The 22,965-nt window shown below is 45.1% G+C and carries 18 protein-coding genes; 13 read left to right on the forward strand and 5 right to left on the reverse strand.

The annotated features are described in order from the left end of the window. Nucleotides 1-48: 48 nt before the first annotated feature. Nucleotides 49-594, reverse strand: a complete 546-nt coding sequence (locus H6571_07700; protein ID MCB9323612.1) for a hypothetical protein — start codon at nucleotides 592-594, stop codon at nucleotides 49-51. A gap of 156 nt (nucleotides 595-750) precedes the next feature. Here H6571_07700 and H6571_07705 point away from each other — a divergent pair, with 156 nt between their 5' ends. Together H6571_07705 and H6571_07710 are read left to right on the forward strand one after the other, a co-directional pair. After that, entirely contained in the window at nucleotides 751-2,427 is a 1,677-nt protein-coding gene (locus H6571_07705) for a DUF1800 domain-containing protein (GenBank protein ID MCB9323613.1), read from the forward strand. A 124-nt stretch (nucleotides 2,428-2,551) separates the two neighbouring features. Next, complete coding sequence (locus tag H6571_07710) at nucleotides 2,552-4,108, forward strand: DUF1501 domain-containing protein (protein MCB9323614.1); 1,557 nt, start codon at nucleotides 2,552-2,554, stop codon at nucleotides 4,106-4,108. Between the two features lie 138 nt (nucleotides 4,109-4,246). Here the strand turns inward: H6571_07710 and mdh are convergent, their stop codons facing one another. Continuing rightward, nucleotides 4,247-5,179 (reverse strand): malate dehydrogenase, encoded by a 933-nt coding sequence (mdh, locus tag H6571_07715; protein ID MCB9323615.1) that lies wholly within the window; start codon nucleotides 5,177-5,179, stop codon nucleotides 4,247-4,249. A 212-nt stretch (nucleotides 5,180-5,391) separates the two neighbouring features. On the opposite strand from mdh, the gene H6571_07720 reads away from it, so the two are divergent. Continuing rightward, nucleotides 5,392-6,921, forward strand: a complete 1,530-nt coding sequence (locus tag H6571_07720; GenBank protein MCB9323616.1) for a T9SS type A sorting domain-containing protein — start codon at nucleotides 5,392-5,394, stop codon at nucleotides 6,919-6,921. A 368-nt stretch (nucleotides 6,922-7,289) separates the two neighbouring features. Beyond that, nucleotides 7,290-8,777, forward strand: a complete 1,488-nt coding sequence (locus H6571_07725) for a T9SS type A sorting domain-containing protein (GenBank protein ID MCB9323617.1) — start codon at nucleotides 7,290-7,292, stop codon at nucleotides 8,775-8,777. A gap of 4 nt (nucleotides 8,778-8,781) precedes the next feature. Here the strand turns inward: H6571_07725 and H6571_07730 are convergent, their stop codons facing one another. Then, nucleotides 8,782-9,768 carry a DUF2279 domain-containing protein gene (locus tag H6571_07730; protein MCB9323618.1) on the reverse strand — a complete coding sequence of 329 codons (987 nt, stop codon included), beginning with the start codon at nucleotides 9,766-9,768 and terminating at the stop codon, nucleotides 8,782-8,784. A gap of 184 nt (nucleotides 9,769-9,952) precedes the next feature. Continuing rightward, the gene (locus H6571_07735; GenBank protein ID MCB9323619.1) at nucleotides 9,953-10,795 is read right to left on the reverse strand and encodes a prohibitin family protein; all 843 of its coding nucleotides are present in this window, start codon (nucleotides 10,793-10,795) and stop codon (nucleotides 9,953-9,955) included. 216 nt (nucleotides 10,796-11,011) lie between these two features. On the opposite strand from H6571_07735, the gene H6571_07740 reads away from it, so the two are divergent. The 5 genes from H6571_07740 to radA all read left to right on the forward strand — a co-directional run bounded on the left by H6571_07740 (nucleotide 11,012) and on the right by radA (nucleotide 17,820). Continuing rightward, nucleotides 11,012-12,076: a PorP/SprF family type IX secretion system membrane protein gene (locus tag H6571_07740; GenBank protein MCB9323620.1), complete on the forward strand. Its 1,065-nt coding sequence runs from the start codon at nucleotides 11,012-11,014 to the stop codon at nucleotides 12,074-12,076. Between the two features lie 74 nt (nucleotides 12,077-12,150). Then, nucleotides 12,151-14,727, forward strand: a complete 2,577-nt coding sequence (locus H6571_07745; GenBank protein ID MCB9323621.1) for a DUF1573 domain-containing protein — start codon at nucleotides 12,151-12,153, stop codon at nucleotides 14,725-14,727. A 224-nt stretch (nucleotides 14,728-14,951) separates the two neighbouring features. Continuing rightward, nucleotides 14,952-15,713 carry a Bax inhibitor-1/YccA family protein gene (locus tag H6571_07750; GenBank protein ID MCB9323622.1) on the forward strand — a complete coding sequence of 254 codons (762 nt, stop codon included), beginning with the start codon at nucleotides 14,952-14,954 and terminating at the stop codon, nucleotides 15,711-15,713. Between the two features lie 207 nt (nucleotides 15,714-15,920). Beyond that, nucleotides 15,921-16,259 (forward strand): TraR/DksA C4-type zinc finger protein, encoded by a 339-nt coding sequence (locus H6571_07755; protein ID MCB9323623.1) that lies wholly within the window; start codon nucleotides 15,921-15,923, stop codon nucleotides 16,257-16,259. A 181-nt stretch (nucleotides 16,260-16,440) separates the two neighbouring features. Continuing rightward, nucleotides 16,441-17,820, forward strand: a complete 1,380-nt coding sequence (gene radA, locus H6571_07760) for a DNA repair protein RadA (GenBank protein ID MCB9323624.1) — start codon at nucleotides 16,441-16,443, stop codon at nucleotides 17,818-17,820. A gap of 105 nt (nucleotides 17,821-17,925) precedes the next feature. Here the strand turns inward: radA and H6571_07765 are convergent, their stop codons facing one another. Beyond that, on the reverse strand, nucleotides 17,926-18,744 hold the full coding sequence (locus H6571_07765; GenBank protein ID MCB9323625.1) for a sulfite exporter TauE/SafE family protein: 819 nt from the start codon (nucleotides 18,742-18,744) through the stop codon (nucleotides 17,926-17,928). Nucleotides 18,745-18,922: 178 nt separating this feature from the next. Here H6571_07765 and H6571_07770 point away from each other — a divergent pair, with 178 nt between their 5' ends. The 4 genes from H6571_07770 (at nucleotide 18,923) to H6571_07785 (ending at nucleotide 22,953) form a co-directional block, all read left to right on the forward strand. Then, nucleotides 18,923-19,582 carry a metal-dependent transcriptional regulator gene (locus tag H6571_07770; GenBank protein MCB9323626.1) on the forward strand — a complete coding sequence of 220 codons (660 nt, stop codon included), beginning with the start codon at nucleotides 18,923-18,925 and terminating at the stop codon, nucleotides 19,580-19,582. A gap of 65 nt (nucleotides 19,583-19,647) precedes the next feature. Next, the gene (locus H6571_07775; protein MCB9323627.1) at nucleotides 19,648-20,682 is read left to right on the forward strand and encodes a FeoA domain-containing protein; all 1,035 of its coding nucleotides are present in this window, start codon (nucleotides 19,648-19,650) and stop codon (nucleotides 20,680-20,682) included. 31 nt (nucleotides 20,683-20,713) lie between these two features. Next, entirely contained in the window at nucleotides 20,714-21,493 is a 780-nt protein-coding gene (locus tag H6571_07780; GenBank protein ID MCB9323628.1) for a 50S ribosome-binding GTPase, read from the forward strand. Nucleotides 21,494-21,528: 35 nt separating this feature from the next. After that, nucleotides 21,529-22,953: a ferrous iron transporter B gene (locus H6571_07785; protein MCB9323629.1), complete on the forward strand. Its 1,425-nt coding sequence runs from the start codon at nucleotides 21,529-21,531 to the stop codon at nucleotides 22,951-22,953. The last annotated feature ends 12 nt before the right edge of the window (nucleotides 22,954-22,965 follow it).

Below are 22,965 nucleotides of genomic sequence, written 5' to 3' on the forward strand. Positions count from 1 at the left end.
GTTGCCTGACAGCTGTTTGAAAGAGCTGCCGGGCAACCACCTTTTTTGTTACTGAACGCCAAATTGCGCCTTCGTAGGAATAGACAATAAATTGGTAATGATCAAACTGACCGGTTTGAATTCCGGGTAAGCTTCCGTTCCCACCCAGGCCATGGTATCTTCATCGCCATTGATGGCCTGGATCTCAAATTCAGCATCTTCCTTGTCGTTGGTAGAGTCGAGTAGGATGAATTGTTTATTTTCCCTGGTGTATAAACGCCAGCTTCCTGAAGCCGTTTGATCTTCCCACCGGCCGCTGACAAAAGAACCATCCTTTTCGAATTTAAACCATCGGCCTTTCCCAAGATCTTTTTTGGGTTTTTCAGGATGGTAATATTTTTCAAAAACCCAGTAATTCAAAACAAGCAATCGGGCATAGCGGGAATCTTCGACAGCCTTCGGTTTGTTGGCATATCCTTGTACTTTAGGTTGTTGGGAACCAGACTGCTGCTCGGCAGCACCAGCCTGAGCGGGGGTATTATTGCCCTGCTCACCATTACAACTCAAAAAAAGTGTGACACTGATCAGTGTTAATGCAATTAAAAACCTGTTCATGGATCTAATTTTTGATTTAATAATCGGATAATAAGCAGGCAAATTTACAGCTTTTTCAAAGTCATTTCCTAAATTCACTTATAAAATTAAACCTTTATCGCTTTGACAGGTCAAAAGGCGAAATCCTTCATTCCTTAAATCTTAAAACCTAATTTCATGGACAGAAGATCTACGCTTGCTGCCATTTTCAGCGGTAATAAACACCAAACCGACGACCGACTGGCCAAGGCTCCTGTTTTTACCGTCAATACCGGTCTCGAACCTTTTTCAGGCCAGTGGGATTTTGAAAAAGCAGCTCATTTATTGCGTCGTACCACTTTCGGTCCGACTTACCCCCAAATGAATCAGGCCGTGACGGCCGGACTGGAGGCTACGGTTGATCAATTATTTGAAAACACACCTTTACCGCCTCCCCCGGTCAACTATTATTTTGAAGAAGATCCTAACGTTCCCGTGGGGGCTACCTGGATCGATCAACCCTACTCACAGGACGTCAATCTTTTTTTCTACCGCTACCAAAGCCTTAATGGCTGGACCATGGGACTGATGCTCAACGAAGGGGTGTCTATCAGGGAAAAACTCACTTTGTTCTGGCACAACCACTTTTCCGTAGCCAATGTCAATGATCCGAAATTCACCTACCGGTACATCAATTTACTCCGTTCGTTTGCCTGGGGCAATTTCCGCAACCTGATCAAAGAAATCACCATTGACCCAGCCATGTTGAGGTTTCTCAACGGGAATCAAAACACCAAAAATGCACCCAATGAGAATTATGCACGGGAAGTGCTGGAGTTGTTTACTGTCGGCAAAGGGCCTCTGATCGGACCCGGAGATTATTCCAATTACACGGAAGAAGATGTTCAGGCCCTGGCAAAGGTCCTCACCGGCTGGAGAGACAGAGGATATCGCACCAATAATCCCGACGTCCCGATGAGTTCGGAATTTGTGCCCTCAAGACATGACACGACCACTAAAACTTTATCCGCTCATTTTAATAATGCTGAAATTCCCGACATGGGGCCCGATGAATATCGTTATCTTATCGACATCATATTCCAGCAGGATGAAGTAGCGCGGTTTATCTGTCGAAAATTATACCGCTGGTTCGTTTATTATGTCATCGACGACAATGCCGAGGTCAATGTCATCGAACCTATGGCTCTGTTGCTGATTGAGAATGATTATGAAATAGAACCGGTATTGAGAGCTTTGCTGGGGAGTGCTCATTTTTATGACATCCTCAGCATTGGCCCTGTGATCAAAAATCCTATTGATTTCATCCTTTCCACGTTAAAAACGCCTGAAACGGCGATTCCTCCTGTTAATTCTCTTTTCAACAATTACAATGTGTGGCGCAGACTGCTCCCGCTTTCCGAGGGGATGGAAATGGGCTATTACGACCCGCCAAGTGTGGCAGGATGGAAGGCCTATTACCAGGAGCCCGGGTATTTCAGGATTTGGATCAATGCCACCACCCTCCAGGCCCGGATGGCCTTTACCGATCAGATGACGAGCAACGGTTTTACCTATGGCGGGCAAAAAATCAAGATCGATTCCCTCCATCTGATGACCCTGCTCAATGACCCTTATAATCCGGACAGCGTGATTGATGAATTTGTGAAAATGTTTTTCCCACAGCCAATAACCCCGGGGCAACATGCCGTTCTTAAGGAAACGCTGCTGGCCGGGCAACCCGACTACGAATGGACCGTCGAATACAGCGACTATGAGGCCAATCCCGAGAATACAGCACTCGGAGCATCCATCGCTTCGCGCCTCGACAACCTGCTGAAAACCATGCTGGCCATGCCGGAATTTTATCTGAGTTAGGGAAAAGAAAGGAGTGGGCAGGACAACGGATCCAATGAACGGTCACTGCCATCGGAAAACGCATTTATCATTAATCAACACAGGGCTTCAAAAACAGAAGTAACACTGTTCAAAAATATAACTTATGAAAAGAAGAAAATTTCTTCAGACAGCCGGCGCAGCTATGACGGTTCCTGTTTTACTCAACGGAATGAAATTGTCGGCCATGCCTAAATCCACCCTGTTTAATTCCATGAATGAATCCGATCGGGTGTTGGTATTAATACGCCTCAATGGAGGAAATGACGGACTCAACATGGTCATCCCAAGAGATCAGTATGACGGGATTGCCGCAGTAAGAAGCAATATCATGATCCCGGAATCAAGTGTATTGGCCCTCACCGATGAGGTGGGTTTACACCCGATCATGACCGGCGTCCATAACCTTTACAACGACGGTCGCCTGGCGGTCATGCAGGCGGTCGGCTATCCAAACCAGAATCGTTCCCATTTCAGATCCACCGACATTTGGACCTCCGGATCGCCTGCCGAAGAAACCTGGACTACCGGATGGATGGGCCGCTATTTCCAGAGTTTGTACCCTGATTATCCGCAAGGATATCCAAACGACACCTATCCCGATCCCTTCGCCATTACCATGGGCAGAACGGTTTCCGAGACATGCCAGGGCACGGCTTCCAATTTCAGTCTAACCCTGAATGATCCTTTCAACCTCTCACCTTTAACGGAAGGAGAGCCCGGAACTTTACCGGATACTCCTTATGGGGAAGAACTGGCCTTCCTGAGAATTGCCATCACTCAATCCAATGCTTACGGAGAAACCATTACCGGTGCTGCCGGTCTGGGTTCCAACATGGTGGACTACCCGGAAGGCAATGACCTGGCGCAGCAGCTTAAAAATGTGGCTTTGCTGATCGGCGGAGGCCTCCAGACAAAAGTGTACATTGTAAGTCTTGGCGGCTTTGATACACATGCCAATCAGGTGGACGCGGGAGACACCGCTGTAGGGGATCACGCCCAGCTGCTCCAAACCTTATCAGATGCCATGGCCGCTTTCCAGGCAGACCTGCTGGCCCAGGGATTGGATGAACGGGTATTTTCGATGACTTTCTCAGAATTCGGAAGAAGGATAAGATCCAACGAAAGTTTAGGAACCGATCACGGCACCGCTGCCCCGATGCTGCTCTTCGGCTCCTGTGTCAATCCGCTGATCTTCGGAGATAATCCCGAAATCACTGCTGACATTGACAATACGGAAGGATTACCCATGCAGCATGACTTCCGTGATATTTACGGTTCCGTTTTAATGGATTGGTTTGGCGTTTCGGAAACGGAAGTGAGGGGATTGCTTTATGAAGATTTTACGTATTTGCCCGTCCTTACCGGATGTTCGGTAAATGCTACAGGCCCCGACCTGACCAAAACCATGGAGCTTCAACTCAACTGTTATCCGAATCCATGCCGGAATAACCTGAACGTTACATTTGAAGCATTAGATGAATGGGGACGCCTGAGTATCTTCGATGCCATCGGCAGCGAACGGATGACCGTATTCAGTAAAAAACTGACCACGGGGACACATACGGTAAATGTGGATATGCATAACCTTCCGTCCGGAGTTTATTTCTGCCGTTTGCAATTGGGATCCAGTCAAAAGATCAGGAGGGTCATAAAATCGTAAGGAGTAAAAATATAAGGTAGAATTTTACCTTACAAAATCACAAATCGTTGCCGGTAGTCCAATAGGCTATTCACCATAGAATGGAATATTCAACCCCGGCCAACGATTTGTAGATTTTCAGGTTTTCACGAGTAACCGTTAGAGGCTCATGTTATCAAAAACATCTTTTACCGAGCGAACCGCAGCAGCTGATTCCTCGAGCAGTTTCATTTCATCCCCATTCAGGTTCAGTTCGATGATCTCTTCGATACCGTTGATGCCCAGTTTTACGGGTACTCCAAGGTAAAGATCATCAATACCATACTGGCCGGTAAGTCTTACACAGCAAGGGAATATACGGTTTTCATTGCGCAGGATAGATTCCACCATTTGTGCGGCTGCCGCTCCCGGGGCATACCAGGCAGAAGTCCCCATCAATTTCACCAATTCTCCTCCTCCGGCTTTGGTTCTTTCCACAATAGCATCAAGACTTTCTGCATCGATCATATCCGTAACCGGCATACCAGCTACAGTGGTGTAACGAGGCAGGGGAACCATAGTATCTCCATGACCTCCCATTAAAACCGCCTGAATATCTTTTGGAGAAACGTTGAGTGCCTCAGCCAGGAAAGCACGGTAGCGGCCTGTATCAAGAATACCTGCCATACCAAAAACGCGTGAAGAATCAAGACCTGAAGCTTTATAAGCCGCATAAGTCATAACATCCAACGGGTTGGACACCACGATGATAATCGGGTTTTTGGAATGCGCCATGATGGAGTTGGTCACGGAGGTAACGATCTTGGCATTGGTAGAGATCAAATCGTCGCGACTCATTCCCGGTTTACGGGGGATTCCCGCCGTGATGACCACTACGTCAGAATTGGCCGTATCTTTATAATCATCCGTACCTTTAATACGGGTGCTGTAATAATCAATAGGTGCCTGCTGCCAGGTGTCCAAAGCCTTTCCACGGGCCAGGTCTCCCATAATATCCAACAACACCACTTCATTGACAAGGTCTTTGTGGGCAAGTACGTTGGCAACGGTGGCTCCAACATTACCGGCTCCTATTACGGTTACTTTACTCATAATAATGATTTATTTATTTGTATAATGAATTGTTAATGAACTTGCTTCTGAAAAACAAAAAATAAGGTTTGGTTGTTGCCACAAATGTAGTAAATTTAAGTACTTTGTTAAACTCATGACCAAAGATTTAAACATTTTACCCCAATCTTTTGACCTAATTAATTAATTTTGCGTCCGCGACAAAAATAATGTCATTTTAAAAGATAATAATTATGTTCAAAAAAGTATTCAACCTCCTGATCCTTGGATTGATTTCCGTTAGCTCCGGTTACGGACAAGCAGTTACAGAACCTTGCGGTACCACTTTCGATATGCAGATGCAAATTTTGGAAAGAACCCGGGCCAACAAGGAGACCCTACGCAACCATCCTATAGGATTGAGATCTACGCAATGGATTCCCATCCGTTTTCACCTGGTAGCCAAATCAGATGGTTTCGGTGCCGTTTCAGAACAAAAAGTATATGACCAGTTGTGCGAATTGAACGAGACTTACTCCGTTATGGATATTCAATTCTACCTGAAGCCGTTCAACTACATTAACAATACCACGATGTACAACGATCATGAAGGAACTTCCTTTCTGATGAGCAGCAACAAAGACAATGCCGCCATCAACGTTTTTGTGGTGAAGGACGCCGGGGGCATTCCAAATGTTTCCTCTACGCTTGGATACTATTCTCCAAATTCGGACTGGCTCGTTATGAGAATTGACGAACTCGGCCTTTTCAAAAAGACTTTATCCCACGAGTTGGGGCATTTTTTCAGTCTTGCCCACCCGTTTTTAGGCTGGGAAACGCCTGACCAATACGATCCTGAAGTGCATGGCAATCCGGTCGGCCAGTATTCTCCTGCGGGTACCCCTAATGAGCGCCAGGACGGCAGCAATTGCGAAACAGCAGCAGACCTGGTCTGTGATACGCCTCCTGATTACAACTTTGGTTTTGGCTGGAATAGCTGTAACTACACCGGCGGCACCATGGATCCGACAGGAACTGTAGTCGATCCAATGGAAGTTAACATTATGAGTTACTTCCTCGCCTGCGACCCCAATGATTATACCTTCACCCCTATGCAATCGGAATTAATCATTACCGACCTCAACACCCAGGCGCGTAATTATGTGCGCCCCAATTATATTCCAACCCATAATGATATTTCCGGGGTTCCTGATTTGATTTCCCCTATTAATGACGAATTGACGCCGGGTTATAATACCGTTCATTTGGAATGGACTCCGGTGGAAGGAGCCAATCAGTATTTTCTGGAGATTTCAAGATTAAGCTCTTTCTCCACGGATTTCTGGCGTTATAAAACAACTGTTTACGGTACTTCCAAAACCGTAAATGTGACCATGGAACCGAATAAATCTTACTATTGGAGAGTGCGCGCAGTGAACGAAACCAGATCCTGTGCCACCTACTCAATAAATGGTAAGTTCAAAACAGGAACGACCGTCGCCATCAATGAGTTGACGAAAGTTGACGAGTTTGTAGTTTTGCCCAACCCTGTTTCCAATAATGAAAATCTGAGGGTCCGGCTGAATGCAGAAAGTGCCTTTGAAGGACAGATGAGCCTGATCGACCTTACAGGAAGAGTGATCAGACAATTGCCGGCACAAATATTTGAAGCAGGGAATAACATTTACGAGTTTGCCCTGGACGGAGAAGCTCCCGGTATTTACTTTATCAATGTCAATTCCTCTGAAGGAAAGATCACCCGCAAGGTAGCGATTACCGAATAAAACAAATACACGGCCCGCGATGGCATCAAAATTTTGTAACATATTCAAAGCTAAATAAACAAACATGAGTCATCCCGAATTTTCAAAAACTGTCTGAAATAGAAATTTTTTGATTATTTGAAGTATTTTTTAAATGTAAAATGTAAAACAAGGAATTTAAAATGTAAAAGTGAGTGGGCAAAAGGTTTGGGTTTTGGAAAAAAGTCATTTTTTGTCGCAAAACACCTAACACACGACCCAAACACTTCTAAATTTTGCGGTTACTTGTTTTAAATTTTGCGGTTTATTTCTTTTGTAAAAGAAAAATCCCGAATTTAATCTGATTAGATGAAATTCGGGATGACTCATGTTTGTTAAATAAACCTAGTATGAAGGCATTTCTTTTCGTAAAGTATTCAACTTTTTTGTTTTTGCTGTTCCTCCTGTCGTCCTCGATGATGGCTCAAAATGTTGATCAATGGTGTGCCACCAAAGATGGAAAAGTGGAATGGCTTAAAAAATACCAGGCTAACCCCACAGCATACGAAAAAACAGGAGAGGTGCTTTTCGTACCTTTAACCATCCATGTGGTAGGAACAAACGACGGTACCGGTTTTTTTGGCCTGGAACGCATCCTGAAGGCTTTTTGTACGCTGAACCAGGATTTTGCCCCGTCAAACATTCGTTTTTTTATCGAAGGGGATATCCGGTACATTTACAATTCAGCCTACGCCACCCATAATTTTAACACAGGCTGGCAAATGATGCAGCAAAATAATGTTTCCAATACCATCAACTGTTATATCGTAGAAGATCCTGCCGGCGCTTGCGGTTATGCTTATTATGCTGCCGGAATCGCGTTAAAAAAGACTTGCATAGGGCCTGGAGATCACACCTGGGCACACGAAGTGGGGCATTACCTGTCCCTGCCGCATACCTTTTACGGATGGGAAGGAGAAGTACCTGAATCAGGAGTTCCTGCCCCTAACTTCATCGGTGGAGAACAGGTGGAAAAAGTCAATGGCAGCAATTGTACTAACGCAGCAGATGGTTTTTGTGACACTCCGCCTGATTATCTGAGCGATCGCTGGAACTGCAACGTCGATGGCCTAAGCGGCCTGCTTCAGACAGATCCCAACGGGCAAACCTTCCGCTCTGACGGCTCTTTATTCATGTCTTATGCGGATGATGCCTGCAGCAACCGTTTTTCCGACGAACAAATCCAGGCCATGCGAACCAACCTCGAGGACGACCGGCCTAATCTGCTTTACAACCAGAACGAGGTGCCGAATATGCCCGATGTGGCGGTGGAACTCACCAGCCCGGCCTTCGCGGAAGTTACCGGCAGCCCGGGAGCGGGCATAACACTGTCCTGGGAGCCCATCCCCAATGCTACCCACTACATCGTACAGGTCAACCCGTTCCCTGCATTTAGTTATGTGCTCTTTGAATTCAACACGGATCAGCCTACGGTAACGGTAGAAGGACTTGATGAAGATCAGAACTATTACTGGAGGGTTAAACCTTACAGCGCTTATTCTTCCTGTATTCCTTTTTCAGCAACAGGTAAGTTCAGAACCGGATTTATGACTACCGGGGCTAATGATCCATCGGAAGAAAACCTCAACTTTCATGTATATCCCAACCCCCTGACCCACGAAAGCCATTTGAACCTGGAATTCAACCTCGTAGAAAGCGAAGCCCTGACATTGGAAGTATTTAACGGTACAGGAATCAAAATTGCGGCGGAAATCATTGAGGGAACCCTTGGGGAAAATCAAATTGAATGGCCGACAGCAGGGTTGCCTGCCGGCATTTATTACATTTCCCTAACCGGCCAAAGCGGAAGGTTCATTGAAAAAGTGGTGGTTCAATAATCGGTCACCAGTGAAAGACATGAAACTTCACTTTTCCCAAACCATTGATTTCCAAAGTGGGAGAAGGAATTTTTATAAAATTGAAAGAATAGAATATCGTTCTTAAAAAGCGGCTGCGCGTTTTTATTTTCGTGAGGTCGACATCCAAAGATAAATAACCCTGCCTGTAGCGGGGAAACTGATCAGGGGGCAGCACAAAAGTTGCCCCTTCTTCATTGGTCCACCTATTTTCGTATCCCCCGTATAAATTTTCAGCGCTGTACCCGATGGAAAGATTCAGCCATTCCGGAAAAAAACGATGGTCTTGCCTTAAAAAGAGGTTTGGGCTGAAAGAAAGCCATAAAGTCAGAGAGTTATAATCTTTTAAAAACAATTCTCCGTAATTGGTTCCGAAAAGCTCCCTGGCCCGGATCGCAGGAGTGGTCACCGACTGGCCATCCAAAGAATAAACGGGAACATCGGGGTAATTCAGCGCCGGTGAAGATATTTTGAGCATAAAACGTTGCTCATTCCAAAAATACTGTTGGGTCGCAAAAAGGGTTGCCCCCAATGCATTAAACCCCATATCCGACCAGGAAAAGCCCCATTTAGCGGAATACCCGTCCATTATTTCGAGACTGGACTGTAACAACATACCTACACCTACGCCCGTCCAAATGGAAGCTTTTTGAGCCACACCGGTCCATCGTGCCCCGGCATAACAAAGTCTTGCTTCTGTATAGGTGGTGATCAAATGGCCGGTTTTATCCATATTTTTCCATTCCCGTGAATCGTCAAAGGTATGGAAACGGGACAGGTCGTACTTTTTGTACCAAACATTATACAGCGCAAAGGTCGTACCGGTATAAGCCGCGGAAGTACCGCCCAGGGTAAACCAGAATCGGTTTTTGTTTAAAGTATCAGAAGGTTGGAGAAAAGAGGTATGGTTTACTTGTGCTCCCGAGAGGCAAGGAGTCAACAGCAAGAATAGAAATAATAATTTTCGGGACATGGATGCTGGGTGCTGGGTGCTGGGTGCTGGGTGCTGGATGCTGGATGCTGGTTGCTGGTTGCTGGTTGCTGGTTGCTGGTTGCTGGTTGCTGGTTGCTGGTTGCTGGTTTGTAATTCCTACAACAAGTAACAAGTAACAAGTAACAAGTAACGAGAAACAAGCAACCAGCAACGAGCAACAAGTTTAATTTCCTCCGAGAATCAGCGGTAATCCGTCACCTTGCCCGCCGACTACAATCACTTTTGAATTGGGTGATTCAGAAAGCTTCAGGGTGGCTTCAATACCTTTGTCTCTCAGGATATTCTCCGTCAAACTCGCATTCAGGATTCGGTTGGCATCCGCTTTGGCCTGGGCCTCAATGGTTTTACGCTCGGCCTCCTGTCTTTCCTGCTGAAGGATGTATTTGTATTTGAGGGCTAATTGCTCCGCTTCAATTTTTTCTTCAATAGCGGTTTTTACCTTTTCGGGAAGTTCGATTTCACGGATCAGCGATGCCCGCAAATCAATGTAATTTTTACCCAGGGTTTTTTCAAGATCCTCCTGGATCATTCCCTGTACTTCATCTCTTCGGGTAGAGTATAATTCCTCAGGATTAAACTTTCCCAGAATCCTGCGCGCGGTAGAGCGCAATTCGGGAATGACCAGAGAAGTGAGATAATCCGTTCCAAATTTTTCATGAAGATCCCCAATTTTGTCATGTTGCGGGTTAACACGGATGGAAATATCCACTTTCAGATTCAGTCCGTTACTTGAAAGAACTTCCATAGGTTCGGAAAGCTGTTTTTCCCGAACATCATAAATATACATGTCATTCCACGGGGCAATCACATGAAAACCCGGGGTGTAAATGTGTTCTTTATCGAGTCCACCTCCAAAAGTGCGGAATAAAACTCCGCGAAATCCGGCATCAATGGTCAAAAAAGTAGCGCTCGAAAACATGATAATCAATAGAAGGACGATAAACCCAATAATTGCGGTAGATAAAAACTTCGGAGAGATTGGTTTGATATTTTTTTGTTGTTCCATTATTTAATTTGTTTTAATTAGCCAAAGATAATAATTTCCTTCATTACCGGCCATTTTTATGTTTTTGTCGTACATTAGTTAAAAATAAACAAATTGAACTTTGACAAGTTCAGATTAACGGCTACTTTAGAGCCTCTAAATTCTTAAAACTTTATCTGGCCTATTTCTTTTTATTAAAATTGTATATCTTTCGGGTTGAACTACAAAAATATGTTTATGAAGCTAATTAAACCTTTACTCTTTTTAACTTTTAGCCTGCTCGTGGGGTCTCTGACCGCTCAGGACATGCACTTTACCATGTACAATATGTCTCCGCTGACCATGAACCCTGCTTTGTCAGGTGCATTCTCCGGAACGCTAAGACTTGGAGGAATTTACAGGAACCAGGCTTTTTCCGTTTCCAATGCCCGTTCCTACAGTACCCCTTCTTTTTATGCCGATGCCCCAATCATCAAAGGGTTCAGAAAGCAGGACTGGGTAGGCGTTGGTATTTCTTTTTTGAGTGACAAGTCAGGTTTTCTGAAACTGGAAACCACCCGCGCGGCACTTTCTGCCAGTTACCACCTCGGGCTCGATAAAGCAGGACAATCAACCCTGACGCTGGGCATTCAGGCAGGAAGCACTTCCAGAAAGATAACTCTGCCTGATCCAAATGGCAATAACTACATCGCGATTGAGGCCAGTGAATTATTCCCTACCAGTGTAGGTGGAGGAGGTGCCGGAGGTATTGGTGACCCTGCGCTTAATGCGCCAAAGAAATCCTTGTCTGATTATGCAGCGGGGTTGTTATTCCGTACCGTAGTCAATAAAACAAGTAACCTGGAAATAGGATTTTCCACAAGCCATATTTCTTTTGCCAAAAATTCCGCAGGAGGTTATGCTTTTGTGAATACGGGTGATGGACTGAAGCGCCCCTTATTATTCGCTGCCCATACAAAATACGAAATGCCGATAACTGATAAATGGAGCATTGCCCCAACAGCTTTCTGGCAAATGGAAGGCAGTGCCATGGAAATTTTGTTCCAGGGATGGGCCGGCTACCAGCTCAATCCTGATTTCAAACTGAATTTCGGACTGGGATACCGTTTTGGTGACGCCGTCAATGTTCTTGTAGGAGCTGATTATAAAGATCTGAGAGTTGGCCTGGCTTATGACCTAACCCTTTCTTCCCTGCATAACGCCAACAATTACAGTGGCGGGGTGGAACTTGCCGCATACTATATTATTAAAAAATATAAAAAACCAGAGGTAAAACCTAAGGTACTCTGCCCAAGATTTTAACACATACGATGCAATAATTTTATTTAAAATCTAATTTGAATTAACAGGTATCGTTAAATAATAAAAATAAGGAGATGAAAAAACTATTATTTTCCACTATAGCCTTTTTGTTTGCCCTGGGGTGTATTGCCCAACCTCTGAATAAAGAATCTTATGAGGTGATGCTGGAGCTGGCAAAGGAATATTATGAAATAGGCGATTATTACAGCGCCCTTGAAAAATATGAGGAAGCTTACGATGAGCGTAAAGACAATAGCCTGAACATAACCATGGCAGAGCTTCAATATGAATTGCGCGATTACGTTAAAGCAGAAAGATTATTCCGCAGGCTTATTGATCGAAGCAAAGACAATGAGTATGCAGCGTATAAATTCCAATACGGCCGCGTTTTAAAAATGAACGAAAAGTATTCCCAGGCCATCACCATACTGAAAGAATTTGTAGAGGAGACCACGGATGAAACCCTCAAAGAACTGGCTCAAAATGAAATTGCAGGTGCCGAAATGGCGGAAATTCTGCCTGCCAACAATAAAGGGGTTTCCGTAAACAATCTCGGTCGCAGTATCAATATTCCCCTATCGGAATATTCTCCTGCTATGGGAAATGATGGAAAATTATACTTCGGAGGGCTGGATCGCGATCAAAAAGATGCCATTGAAATTGAGGAGTCTGATGCTCACTATTCAAAAATATTCACTTCGACCAAATCCGATCGTGGATGGGGAGAAGGGGTTGCACTCGATGAAAAAATTAACCGCCCGGGATATAACACCAACAATGTTTCTTTTTCTGAAGATGGCAATACCATGTACTTTACCCGGTCCCTGCTCAAAGGAAACAACCTGTCGGAGAGCAAAATATTTATGAGCCAGCGTGATGGAGCCTCCTGGACCGGAGCCAAGGAAGTGGCGGGCATCAATGGTGATTATATCGCTACACACCCTGCTGTTGGAGAATTATTCGGTAAGGAAGTGTTATTTTTCACCACCGATATGGAAGGCGGTGAAGGAGGATTGGATATTTTTTATGCTACGAACAAAGGTGGCGGTGTTTATGGCGACCCGGTAAGCCTGGGACCAAAAATCAACACACCCGGTGATGAAATGACGCCTTTTTATTATGATGGCACCCTATTCTTCAGTTCAACCGGACATCCTGGAATCGGAGGGGCTGACATATTCTATAGCACCTGGGATGGAAGCCGCTGGAGCGAACCTAAAAACATGGGAAAAGGGTACAACACCAGCGTGGATGACCTTTATTTCAGAATGTACAATGATGGATACAGCGGATTTTTGACTTCCAATCGTCCGGGCGGACGTTCTGCCAAAGGAAAAACCTGCTGTGATGATATCCTTGGTTTTGAAATTCCTAAAATGTACGCTGACCTTGTAGTGGGTGCATTTACTGAAAGTAAGCAACCTATTTTGGGGGCTACCGTCAGCCTAAAGGAAACGACGAGTGGAGCAGATGCCGTACCTGAAACTCAAACCAATACAAAAAGTAACCGATTTGATTTTGGACTTTCCCTGGAAAAACCATATATGATCGTGGTGAGCGCAGATGGATATTTCCCTGATTCCCTTACCTTCAATACAGTGGGATTAAAGGAAACCAAAACATTCCAGAACAATTTCTTCCTGAAGCCTAAACCTGTAGAGCCTGAATTCATCACGATAGTAGAAGAAACGCCTATCGTAATGGAGAACATCCTCTACCCTTTTGATAAAGACATTATTACAGAACAGGCAGAGATAGATCTACAGTTCATTTATGACCTCCTGATCAAATACCCGGAGATGAAGATCGAACTGCGTTCCCATACAGATGCCCGTGGTGAGGATGCCTACAATATGGATCTCTCCCAGCGCCGTACCGAATCTGCGAGAAGATGGCTCGTCCGCAAAGGAATTGACCGGTCAAGAATTGAAGCCAAAGGATACGGAGAAACTGTTCCTCAAACGGTTACGGCTAAAGTGGCCGCTACTTACGATTACCTCAAGGAAGGAGATGTTTTGACGGAAGCATACATCAATGCATTGCCCACTGAGGAAATGAAAGAAGTCGCCCACAGCCTCAACCGTCGTACTGAATTCCAGATCACTGCAGGACCTACCAGCATTATTATTGAAACCAAAAGCCTGAAGAAACAGGAATCAGATGCTGGAAAGGAGGAAAAAGCAATCTCTCCTGCCACAGGTACGGAAAAGAAAAAAACACAGAAGAAACCTTCCAAAAGCAGAAATACGCTGATCGGTGAACAAAATCATGATCCGATCATCAGTACCATGTCTTCTCTTTATGGTAAAAAGGTCACCAAGAATGTGCCGATAATGACTTTTGAAAACCGTGTCCTCGATCTGGGAAAAGTAAAAAGAGGTGAAAAACGTCATTTTTCCTATACTTTCGTCAATAAAGGAGATACGGCCTTAAAAATTTCACTCATTTCTGCCTGTGATTGTACGACAACTGATTATCCTGCCCGCACCATCAAACCAGGTGAATCAGGTGAAATCAAGGTTACTTTCGACAGCACCGAAAAAGAGGAAAGTGAAGTCATCGATGTGGACATCTACCTGGAAAATACCCTTCCCGGCACAGAAGAACCTATCGTGGAGATGTTGCAATACAAATATGAATTGATCAAATAATTTATTTGTAAAATATTTTTGAAGTAAAAAAAGGAGTTGATTTCAGTCAGCTCCTTTTTTTTGTTTCAGGCCGTTTTATAGATTCTTTTGTTAATTTTGTCTAAATTAGCTCAAGTATTTAGGACAAACGGAACAAAAAATTCGGAAAGGTGTTTATTTTGAAACACCAACTATTAAAAAGGTTGTGTTTGTTATTCATTTAATCAAATAACTGAAAACTTAAAATGAGTAGAAGAAGAGGATTATTTAGCGGGTCTTCAAACCCCATGATGAATGAAAAAATGTTTGAAAAATCAGCCCACCAAACGCTGGACGGACATTTTCTCCAGGTAGAGGAAAAAATGACCATGCAGGGGGCCATCAACAAGAGTTTCATTCTTGGGATTATTATGCTGGCTACTGCACTGCTCGGTTATACTATGCCGTCGAGCTTGTTTATGTGGGGAGGAGCGATAGCCGGATTTATCGTAGTGATCATTGCGGCCAGAAAACCTCACCTTTCGGGTACACTTGCTCCTATTTACGCTGCGTTGGAAGGACTATTCGTAGGTTCTATATCAGCCATTTACGCTTCATTTTACGACGGTATTATTTTCCAGGCCGTCAGCCTGACCATGGCTGTATTTTTCATGATGCTTTTTATTTATAAAACAGGGATCATTAAGGTAACCAACAAATTCCGTACAGGGATCGTTATGGCCACCGGAGCTGTGGTCCTGGTTTATTTGGTGAATATCGTCCTGTCGCTTTTCGGCGTGCATGTTCCTTTCCTTCATGATGGAGGAATGATCGGTATTGGCATCAGCCTGGTGATTATCGGGATTGCCTCCATGAATTTATTGCTCGATTTCGACAATTTTGAAAAAGGAGAAAAGTTCGGAGCACCGGCCTACATGGAGTGGTTTTCCGCTATGGGATTGCTCATCACCCTGGTATGGCTTTACATTGAGATCTTACGGCTCATCTCCATTTTATCGCGAGATTAGTATTTTTCAATAAAAGGTTAAACGCCTGAGCTAAGGATTTGTATTCCTTGCTCAGGCGTTTTGTTTTTTATCCCTATGAATTCCGGCCAATGCATCAGCATTGTGCTTATCAATTTTTCTTAGGACCACAGTGTATCAGGATCCAAGAAACGCCCCTTGATTAACCGTAAAAGAAAATATTTTTAACAATAGTGAAACAAATGCCTTATGACTCCGGAAGATAGAACCGAACTCAAAAAACGCATCGTTGAGACGATCGAAAAAACAAAAAAAGAACTGGCTTTACTGGAGGATGCAACCCAACCCATCACGCCTGAAAATTCCATCGGACGAGTCAGCCGCATGGATGCCATCAATAATAAAAGCGTTTCTAAAGTGGCACTCCGCTCTGTAAACCGCAAACTCGCCAACCTAAACACAGCCCTCCACAAGGCCGATGACCCTGATTTCGGTATTTGCTCTAATTGCAAAAGACCCATCGCCCCGGCACGCCTGATGTTTATGCCCCAAAGTACCCGTTGTGTGAGATGCGCAGACCGGGGATAAGGACGGAAAGGTCTAAGGAATCAATTACCTTTCATTTATTTCCTGCCTTTGTTAGTTATGGCTGGAGCCTTTTGCAGGCGGAGGTTCTGGATTTCAATACAATTTTGGATATCTCATTATACCAAAGAATCTGATTTTTTGATTATTTTGGTGACTGATAAACCGTATAAATCAAAATACCTTGGCAAAACTAAAGACCATCTACGTTTGCAATAGTTGTGGATCAACCTTCCCGGCCTGGTCGGGAAAATGCAGCGCCTGCAATGAGTGGAACACCATTACGGAAGAAGTAATAGAAAAAGAGACCAAACAGGAAGAGAAACACAGCAGCTGGAAAGAGGATGGCCCCGGTAAAATGGCCAAAAAAGCCATTCCACTGTCTGAAGTCCGTACCACAGAGATCGGAAGAATGCTCAGCCAGGACAATGAATTCAACCGGGTACTGGGCGGAGGTTTCGTTCCCGGTTCAGTTATTTTGATCGGAGGCTCCCCGGGAATCGGAAAATCGACCTTGTTGTTGCAACTGGCCCTCAATGTCAACCGAAAAACCCTTTACGTTTCCGGGGAAGAAAGTGAGGGGCAAATTAAACTGCGGGCCAGCAGGCTCGGCACCCAGCACGAGAATTGTTTCATTTACACTGAAACCAATACCAATAAACTTTTAAAACAGGCCAAAGCCATTGAACCCGATCTTTTGGTGATCGACTCGATTCAAACGATGTCCTCGCCGCACCTGGAATCTATGCCGGGCAGTGTTTCCCAAATAAGGGAATGTGCCGCAGAAATGCAGCGTTTTGCCAAGGAAACCAATATCCCTGTGGTCATCATTGGCCATATTACCAAAGAAGGTACCATTGCCGGGCCGAAATTACTGGAGCACATCGTTGATGTCGTGCTACAGTTTGAAGGCGACCGCAATTACAGCTACCGAATATTACGAACCATCAAAAACCGCTTTGGCTCGACAGACGAGCTGGGCATTTACGAAATGCAGGCCGATGGATTAAGGGAAGTAGCCAACCCTTCCGAATTGTTGCTTTCGCAGAAAGACGACGACCTGAGTGGGAGCGCAGTAGCCGCCACCATGGAAGGCATGCGCCCGATGTTGATCGAAACCCAGGCGCTGGTAAGCACAGCCGTTTATGGCACGCCACAGCGATCTGCTACCGGCTTTGACCTGAGAAGACTCAGCATGTTGCTCGCCGTTTTGGAAAAACGCGGCGGGCTGCCTTTCGGGCAAAATGATGTGTTTCTCAACCTGGCAGGAGGTATCCGCGTCGATGACCCTGCCATTGACCTGGCTATTGTGAGTGCCTTGATTTCTTCCCTGGAAGATGTTTCTGTGCCCTCCAATATATGTTTCGCTGGCGAGGTCGGTCTCTCAGGAGAGATCAGGGCCGTAAGCCGCGTCGATCAGAGAATCCAGGAAGCCGCTCGCCTGGGGTTCAAACAAATTTTCATCTCCAAGTTTAATACCAAAGGGCTAAACCCGGAACGGTATGATATTCAGATTTCTACCATCGGAAAGGTGGAGGAGTTGTACAAGGCTCTGTTTGAGTAGCCGTTCAAATTTATGGAACACGGATTGGACGGGTTGAATGGATAAAGACGGATTTTTTCGGCTGTTTTAACCCAGCTTAAAGAACATTGAACAACTTGAACCAACTCACCCAACCAAGGACAGCAACCACTCCTGCAATTCAAATTGTTTCCACAAAATCCTACCCCCTACCATAAAGATCAATAAAGCGGTCACCTGTTTCACTCTAGTCTGAGAAAACTGAACCGCACTCAGTCGGGAGCCAATTTGTCCGCCGATAAAAACGGAGATAACCAGTAAAAGGGTAAGTTCCCAAACCGCTTCAAATTTATCATTCAGTAATTGTCCGGCCAACCCGGAAATGGAATTGACGAGGATAAAAAAGCTGGAGGTGGCGGCGATGGTTTTTGCATTGTCCCAACGGGTGAGGTGTAAAATGGGGGAAAGAAAAATGCCCCCGCCAATACCCAACATTCCTGAAACAAAACCAACCACTCCTCCATAGGCCGCGTTGACAAAAGACGTTTTTACCTTGACCTCGCCCTCAGGCAACTCCCCTCTCCCCGGCCGGAACCACATTCCTGCTGCGGCAAAAATTAATCCAAATCCCAGCAAAATAAAAAACGCTGACTGCCTTAACGGAACCAAACCACCGACAAACGCCAAAGGCACGCTCGCAAAAACCAGGGGCAATACCTTTTTCCATTTATAATGACCATTTTTCAGAAAAATCATTACTCCTCCCGATACCACCACGATATTGCACAATAATGCCGCAGATCGAATTTGAGTAAAAGGCAGACTGTACAAAGCCAGCACAGCCAAATAACTCGATCCGCCACCAAAACCGGCAGAAGAATAAAATAAAGCGATAAGAAAAAAAAAGATCAGAAGATCCCAATATTCCAGAAAGGCCGTAGTCACCGTCATTATCAGGTAGTTCATTGTTTTTTATCTCCGGCAAAGGTAAATAAATTGATCCAATAATTACTGGTTAAGTCTGTTTCCCACCCTCTCATGTCCAGGCAAATTGAAATTAAATCATACAATGATTTGAAAAATTATTAACTTATATTTGATTTTAATTTAACTTAGGTTAAATTTGTATTTAAACAACCTTAACATGCTCACAATCTCTAAAGAAAATTATCTCAAAGCCATTTATAAACACCGCGAAGGGGAAGATTTCCCCGTGCCGGCTTCTTACATTGCTGACGAACTGCAGGTTTCCAATGCAGCCATCAGCAAAATGGCCAAAACCCTCTCCGAGCAAGGGCTTTTGGATTATCAAAAACACAAAGGAGTTCGCTTAACGGGAGAAGGAGAGAAATTTGCCCTCAAAGTCATCCGCAGACATCGTTTATGGGAATTATTCCTGATCAACGTGTTAGGACTAACCTGGGCAGAGGTCCATGATGAAGCGGAACGACTTGAACATTCCACCTCCGAGTTCCTGATTGATAAGATGGATGAATTTTTGGGCTTCCCAAAATTGGACCCGCATGGCTCTCCCATTCCGGATAAAAACGGGAAGTTACCAGAATTACCGGCTGTTTTAAAAATGGAATTATGCGAACCAGGCAAATCCTATAAAATTGCCAGGGTACAGGATGGTGATGCCCAGCTCATGCAATATCTGACACGCCTCGGCATCAAGCTGAATATTGAAATCAAAATTATCGAGAAATTTTCTTTTGATCAATCTATAAGCATAGAAATAAAGGGACAGAATTTCCTGTTGAGTGAAAAGGTGGTGGAACGGATTTGGGTGATCCATGAATAAGCCTAAGGAACACTTTGAAAAAAACTGCCTTACAATTTAAAATAAGATTACAAAAACATAAAAATATGATCACTCCGCTCATTGCATTATTATTTGGCCTACTGGTCACAATGCTCACCGGATGGTTCTTTTGGCCCAATTCGGGTTTAAATGCTAAATGGAAAAGAGCCTCCATCAACACAAAAAGGGTACTGCTGGAAGATGCCCTGAAACATATATACGACTGCGAATACAAAAGCACCTCCGCCAGCCTCAACAGTATTGCTGGCAACCTTAATATCTCCGGAGACCAGGCGGCAAGATTGATCGCACGCCTCGAATCCATGGGGCTCATCCAATCCACTACCAAACAATTGGAGTTGACGGATGTGGGCAGGTCCTACGCGCTACGGGTCATCAGGGTGCACCGGGTATGGGAACGATATCTTGCCGATGAGACCAGTTTAGGAGAGATGGAGTGGCACAATGATGCAGACTACAAGGAACACGTTATGACTATTGAAGAGGCCAACGAACTGGCTGCTTCCATAGGCAATCCTGTTTTTGACCCGCATGGCGATCCAATCCCCACCGCTTCAGGAGAATTGCCCGAACCCAGTGGTATATTGCTCAACGACCTGGAAGCAGGCCAGTTTGCGAGGATTATCCACCTGGAAGATGAACCTCAAACCATCTACGCTCAGCTAATTGCCCTCGGCATGTACCCGGGCATGCTGATCCGAATGAACAACAAATCAGCGGAGAAGGTAAGTTTCATTGCCAATGGGGAAGAAAGGGTGCTCGCGCCGATTTTCGCCAATAATGTGACGGTGGATATCATTCCGGAAAAAGAAGATTCCATCGAGGACAACCTAAGAAGGCTCACCGATCTAAAGATCGGCGAACAGGCTGAAGTGGTCAGGATTTCAGCGGCCTGCCGCGGTCAGCAACGGCGACGTTTAATGGACTTCGGCATTGTTCCCGGAACCATTATTATGCCGGAATTACGCAGCGCAGGTGGGGATCCTACTGCATATCGTATCCTAGGAACTACCATTGCCTTAAGGAAGGAACATGCCCGGTACATTTTTGTAAAACAAAATTCCGTGATCCTCCAATAAGTTTTTTTTAACCGAATAATTGAAATAAGTTATGTCAAATAATTGCGAAAATTGCCCCTCCCACAACGTGGCCAACCTGGTAAAACTGGGGGTAATCATGGATAGATTCGACTACCTGGTGGCTTTGGCCGGCAATCCCAATACAGGCAAAAGTACCGTATTTAACAACCTGACCGGTTTGCACCAGCACACCGGCAACTGGCCCGGAAAAACCGTCGCACGCGCAGAAGGAGGTTTCAATTACGGGGAAGATCGTTTTAAAATGGTGGATTTACCCGGTACTTACTCCCTCTTATCCACCAGTACCGATGAAGAAGTGGCGCGTGATTTTATCCTATTCGGACAACCAGACGTAACCGTAATTGTAGTCGATGCCACCAGGATCGAAAGAAACCTGAACCTGGTACTCCAAATCCTGGAAATCACCGACAGAGTGGTGGTATGTCTCAACCTGATGGATGAGGCTAAAAGACATCACATTGACATTGATGTGCGTTCCCTTTCAAGGGAATTGGGCGTACCTGTTATCCCGGCCACTGCCCGAAGCAACCAGGGTATGGATGATCTGTTGCAAAGCATTGCCGAAGTGGCAAAAGGAAAATTCAAACCAAACCCACGGAGGCTTAAGAATCATACCCCAAAATTAGATGCGGCCATTGAGCAATTGAGTGATATGCTCCTGCAACAGTTCCCAAACCTATCCAATGTCCGGTGGGTGGCTCTCAGGATACTGGAAGGAGACCAGTCAATAATCGAGGCGGTAAAATCCGGAGATCTGGGCACCGTAAAGGCTGATGCCGAACAGGCTTAGCAGAAATGGTTTTAAAATTGGCTAAAAAAAATAAAATGACAGCAAACAACAGAGATCATATAATATCAGCAGCCAATACGCTGCGCTGGGAGCTGGGTGAAAATTTTCATGACGAGATCATGGAATCGATCTATAAAGAAGCCGGAAAAATCTCCCGCAAAACCGTTGTCGTCACAGGAGAACAACAAGGGTTTAATCTTGACCGGAAAATTGACAAAATCGTCACGAGCCCTGTTTGGGGATTTCCGATCATGTTTTTATTGCTGGCGGTAGTTTTCTGGCTGACGATATCGGGGGCCAATGTGCCTTCCGCCTTGTTATCTTCTTTACTGGTGGATACGGTACATCCTCTGCTGAAAAACTTTGCCGCTACCATCGGTTTGCCTTGGTGGCTGGATGGATTACTCATCGACGGAGCCTATATGGCCATGGCCTGGGTCGTCAGTGTCATGTTGCCCCCTATGGCCATTTTCTTTCCGTTGTTTACCTTACTCGAAGACTTCGGGTACCTGCCGAGGGTGGCTTTCAATATGGATAAGCTATTCCATAAAGCCGGTGCTCATGGCAAGCAGGCGCTGAGTTTGTGTATGGGCTTTGGTTGCAATGCCGCAGGCGTCGTTTCTACCAGAGTTATCGACAGCCCCCGGGAAAGGCTGATAGCTATTATCACCAATAATTTCTCCCTGTGCAACGGCCGATGGCCGACTCAAATCCTGATCGCGACCATTTTTATCGGGGGAACTGTTCCAGCATATTGGGCGGGAATTGCAAGTGCCGGGGCAGTGATCGGAATAGCTGTTTTAGGAATCGTACTGACCCTGGTGGTTTCCTGGGGGCTTTCAAAGACAATGCTCAAAGGAGAAGCTTCCGCTTTCAGTCTTGAACTTCCTCCTTACCGCCCTCCCCATTTCTGGCAAACTATTTACACCTCTTTGATCGACCGTACTTTGATCGTTTTGTGGAGAGCTATTGTATTTGCAGCTCCTGCAGGGCTGGTTATCTGGCTGGTGGCCAATGTTAAGATCGGAGACTTAAGTCTGGCTGGACACTTCATCAATTCAACCGATTCCTTTGCCTGGTGGTTCGGACTCAATGGGGTGATTCTGCTCGCTTATATCATTGCCATCCCGGCCAATGAAATCGTCATTCCAACGGTATTGATGCTCACGGTTTTAAGTGTAAATATGACCGGTGTAGGAGGCGGAGCCGGGGTGATGTTTGAACTGGATTCCGTTAAGGATACGGCAACTATTCTCCATGCCGGCGGGTGGACACTGCTCACAGGAATCAACCTCATGCTTTTTAGCCTCTTGCACAACCCTTGTTCGACCACCATCTACACCATTTACAAAGAGACAAAAAGTGCCAAATGGACCATGGTCGCCACTTTTATTCCCTTAATAATGGGATTTGCAGTATGCTTTTTCGTCGCCCAGTTATGGAGGCTTTTTGTCGGATAAAAATATTTTGAG

This window comes from Lewinellaceae bacterium (assembly GCA_020636105.1).
In the GTDB taxonomy this organism is placed as follows: Bacteria; Bacteroidota; Bacteroidia; order Chitinophagales; family Saprospiraceae; genus BCD1.

Bases quoted from the DNA above. Each gene is read 5' to 3' on its own strand.
- mdh (MCB9323615.1), bottom strand. From the start codon at position 5,179: ATGAGTAAAGTAACCGTAATAGGAGCCGGTAATGTTGGAGCCACCGTT.
- H6571_07775 (MCB9323627.1), top strand. From the start codon at position 19,648: ATGATCACTCCGCTCATTGCATTATTATTTGGCCTACTGGTCACAATG.
- H6571_07780 (MCB9323628.1), top strand. From the start codon at position 20,714: ATGTCAAATAATTGCGAAAATTGCCCCTCCCACAACGTGGCCAACCTG.
- H6571_07770 (MCB9323626.1), top strand. From the start codon at position 18,923: ATGCTCACAATCTCTAAAGAAAATTATCTCAAAGCCATTTATAAACAC.
- H6571_07745 (MCB9323621.1), top strand. From the start codon at position 12,151: ATGAAAAAACTATTATTTTCCACTATAGCCTTTTTGTTTGCCCTGGGG.
- H6571_07750 (MCB9323622.1), top strand. From the start codon at position 14,952: ATGAGTAGAAGAAGAGGATTATTTAGCGGGTCTTCAAACCCCATGATG.
- H6571_07755 (MCB9323623.1), top strand. From the start codon at position 15,921: ATGACTCCGGAAGATAGAACCGAACTCAAAAAACGCATCGTTGAGACG.
- H6571_07735 (MCB9323619.1), bottom strand. From the start codon at position 10,795: ATGGAACAACAAAAAAATATCAAACCAATCTCTCCGAAGTTTTTATCT.
- H6571_07785 (MCB9323629.1), top strand. From the start codon at position 21,529: ATGACAGCAAACAACAGAGATCATATAATATCAGCAGCCAATACGCTG.
- H6571_07720 (MCB9323616.1), top strand. From the start codon at position 5,392: ATGTTCAAAAAAGTATTCAACCTCCTGATCCTTGGATTGATTTCCGTT.
- H6571_07730 (MCB9323618.1), bottom strand. From the start codon at position 9,768: ATGTCCCGAAAATTATTATTTCTATTCTTGCTGTTGACTCCTTGCCTC.
- H6571_07740 (MCB9323620.1), top strand. From the start codon at position 11,012: ATGAAGCTAATTAAACCTTTACTCTTTTTAACTTTTAGCCTGCTCGTG.
- H6571_07700 (MCB9323612.1), bottom strand. From the start codon at position 594: ATGAACAGGTTTTTAATTGCATTAACACTGATCAGTGTCACACTTTTT.
- H6571_07725 (MCB9323617.1), top strand. From the start codon at position 7,290: ATGAAGGCATTTCTTTTCGTAAAGTATTCAACTTTTTTGTTTTTGCTG.
- H6571_07710 (MCB9323614.1), top strand. From the start codon at position 2,552: ATGAAAAGAAGAAAATTTCTTCAGACAGCCGGCGCAGCTATGACGGTT.
- H6571_07765 (MCB9323625.1), bottom strand. From the start codon at position 18,744: ATGAACTACCTGATAATGACGGTGACTACGGCCTTTCTGGAATATTGG.
- H6571_07705 (MCB9323613.1), top strand. From the start codon at position 751: ATGGACAGAAGATCTACGCTTGCTGCCATTTTCAGCGGTAATAAACAC.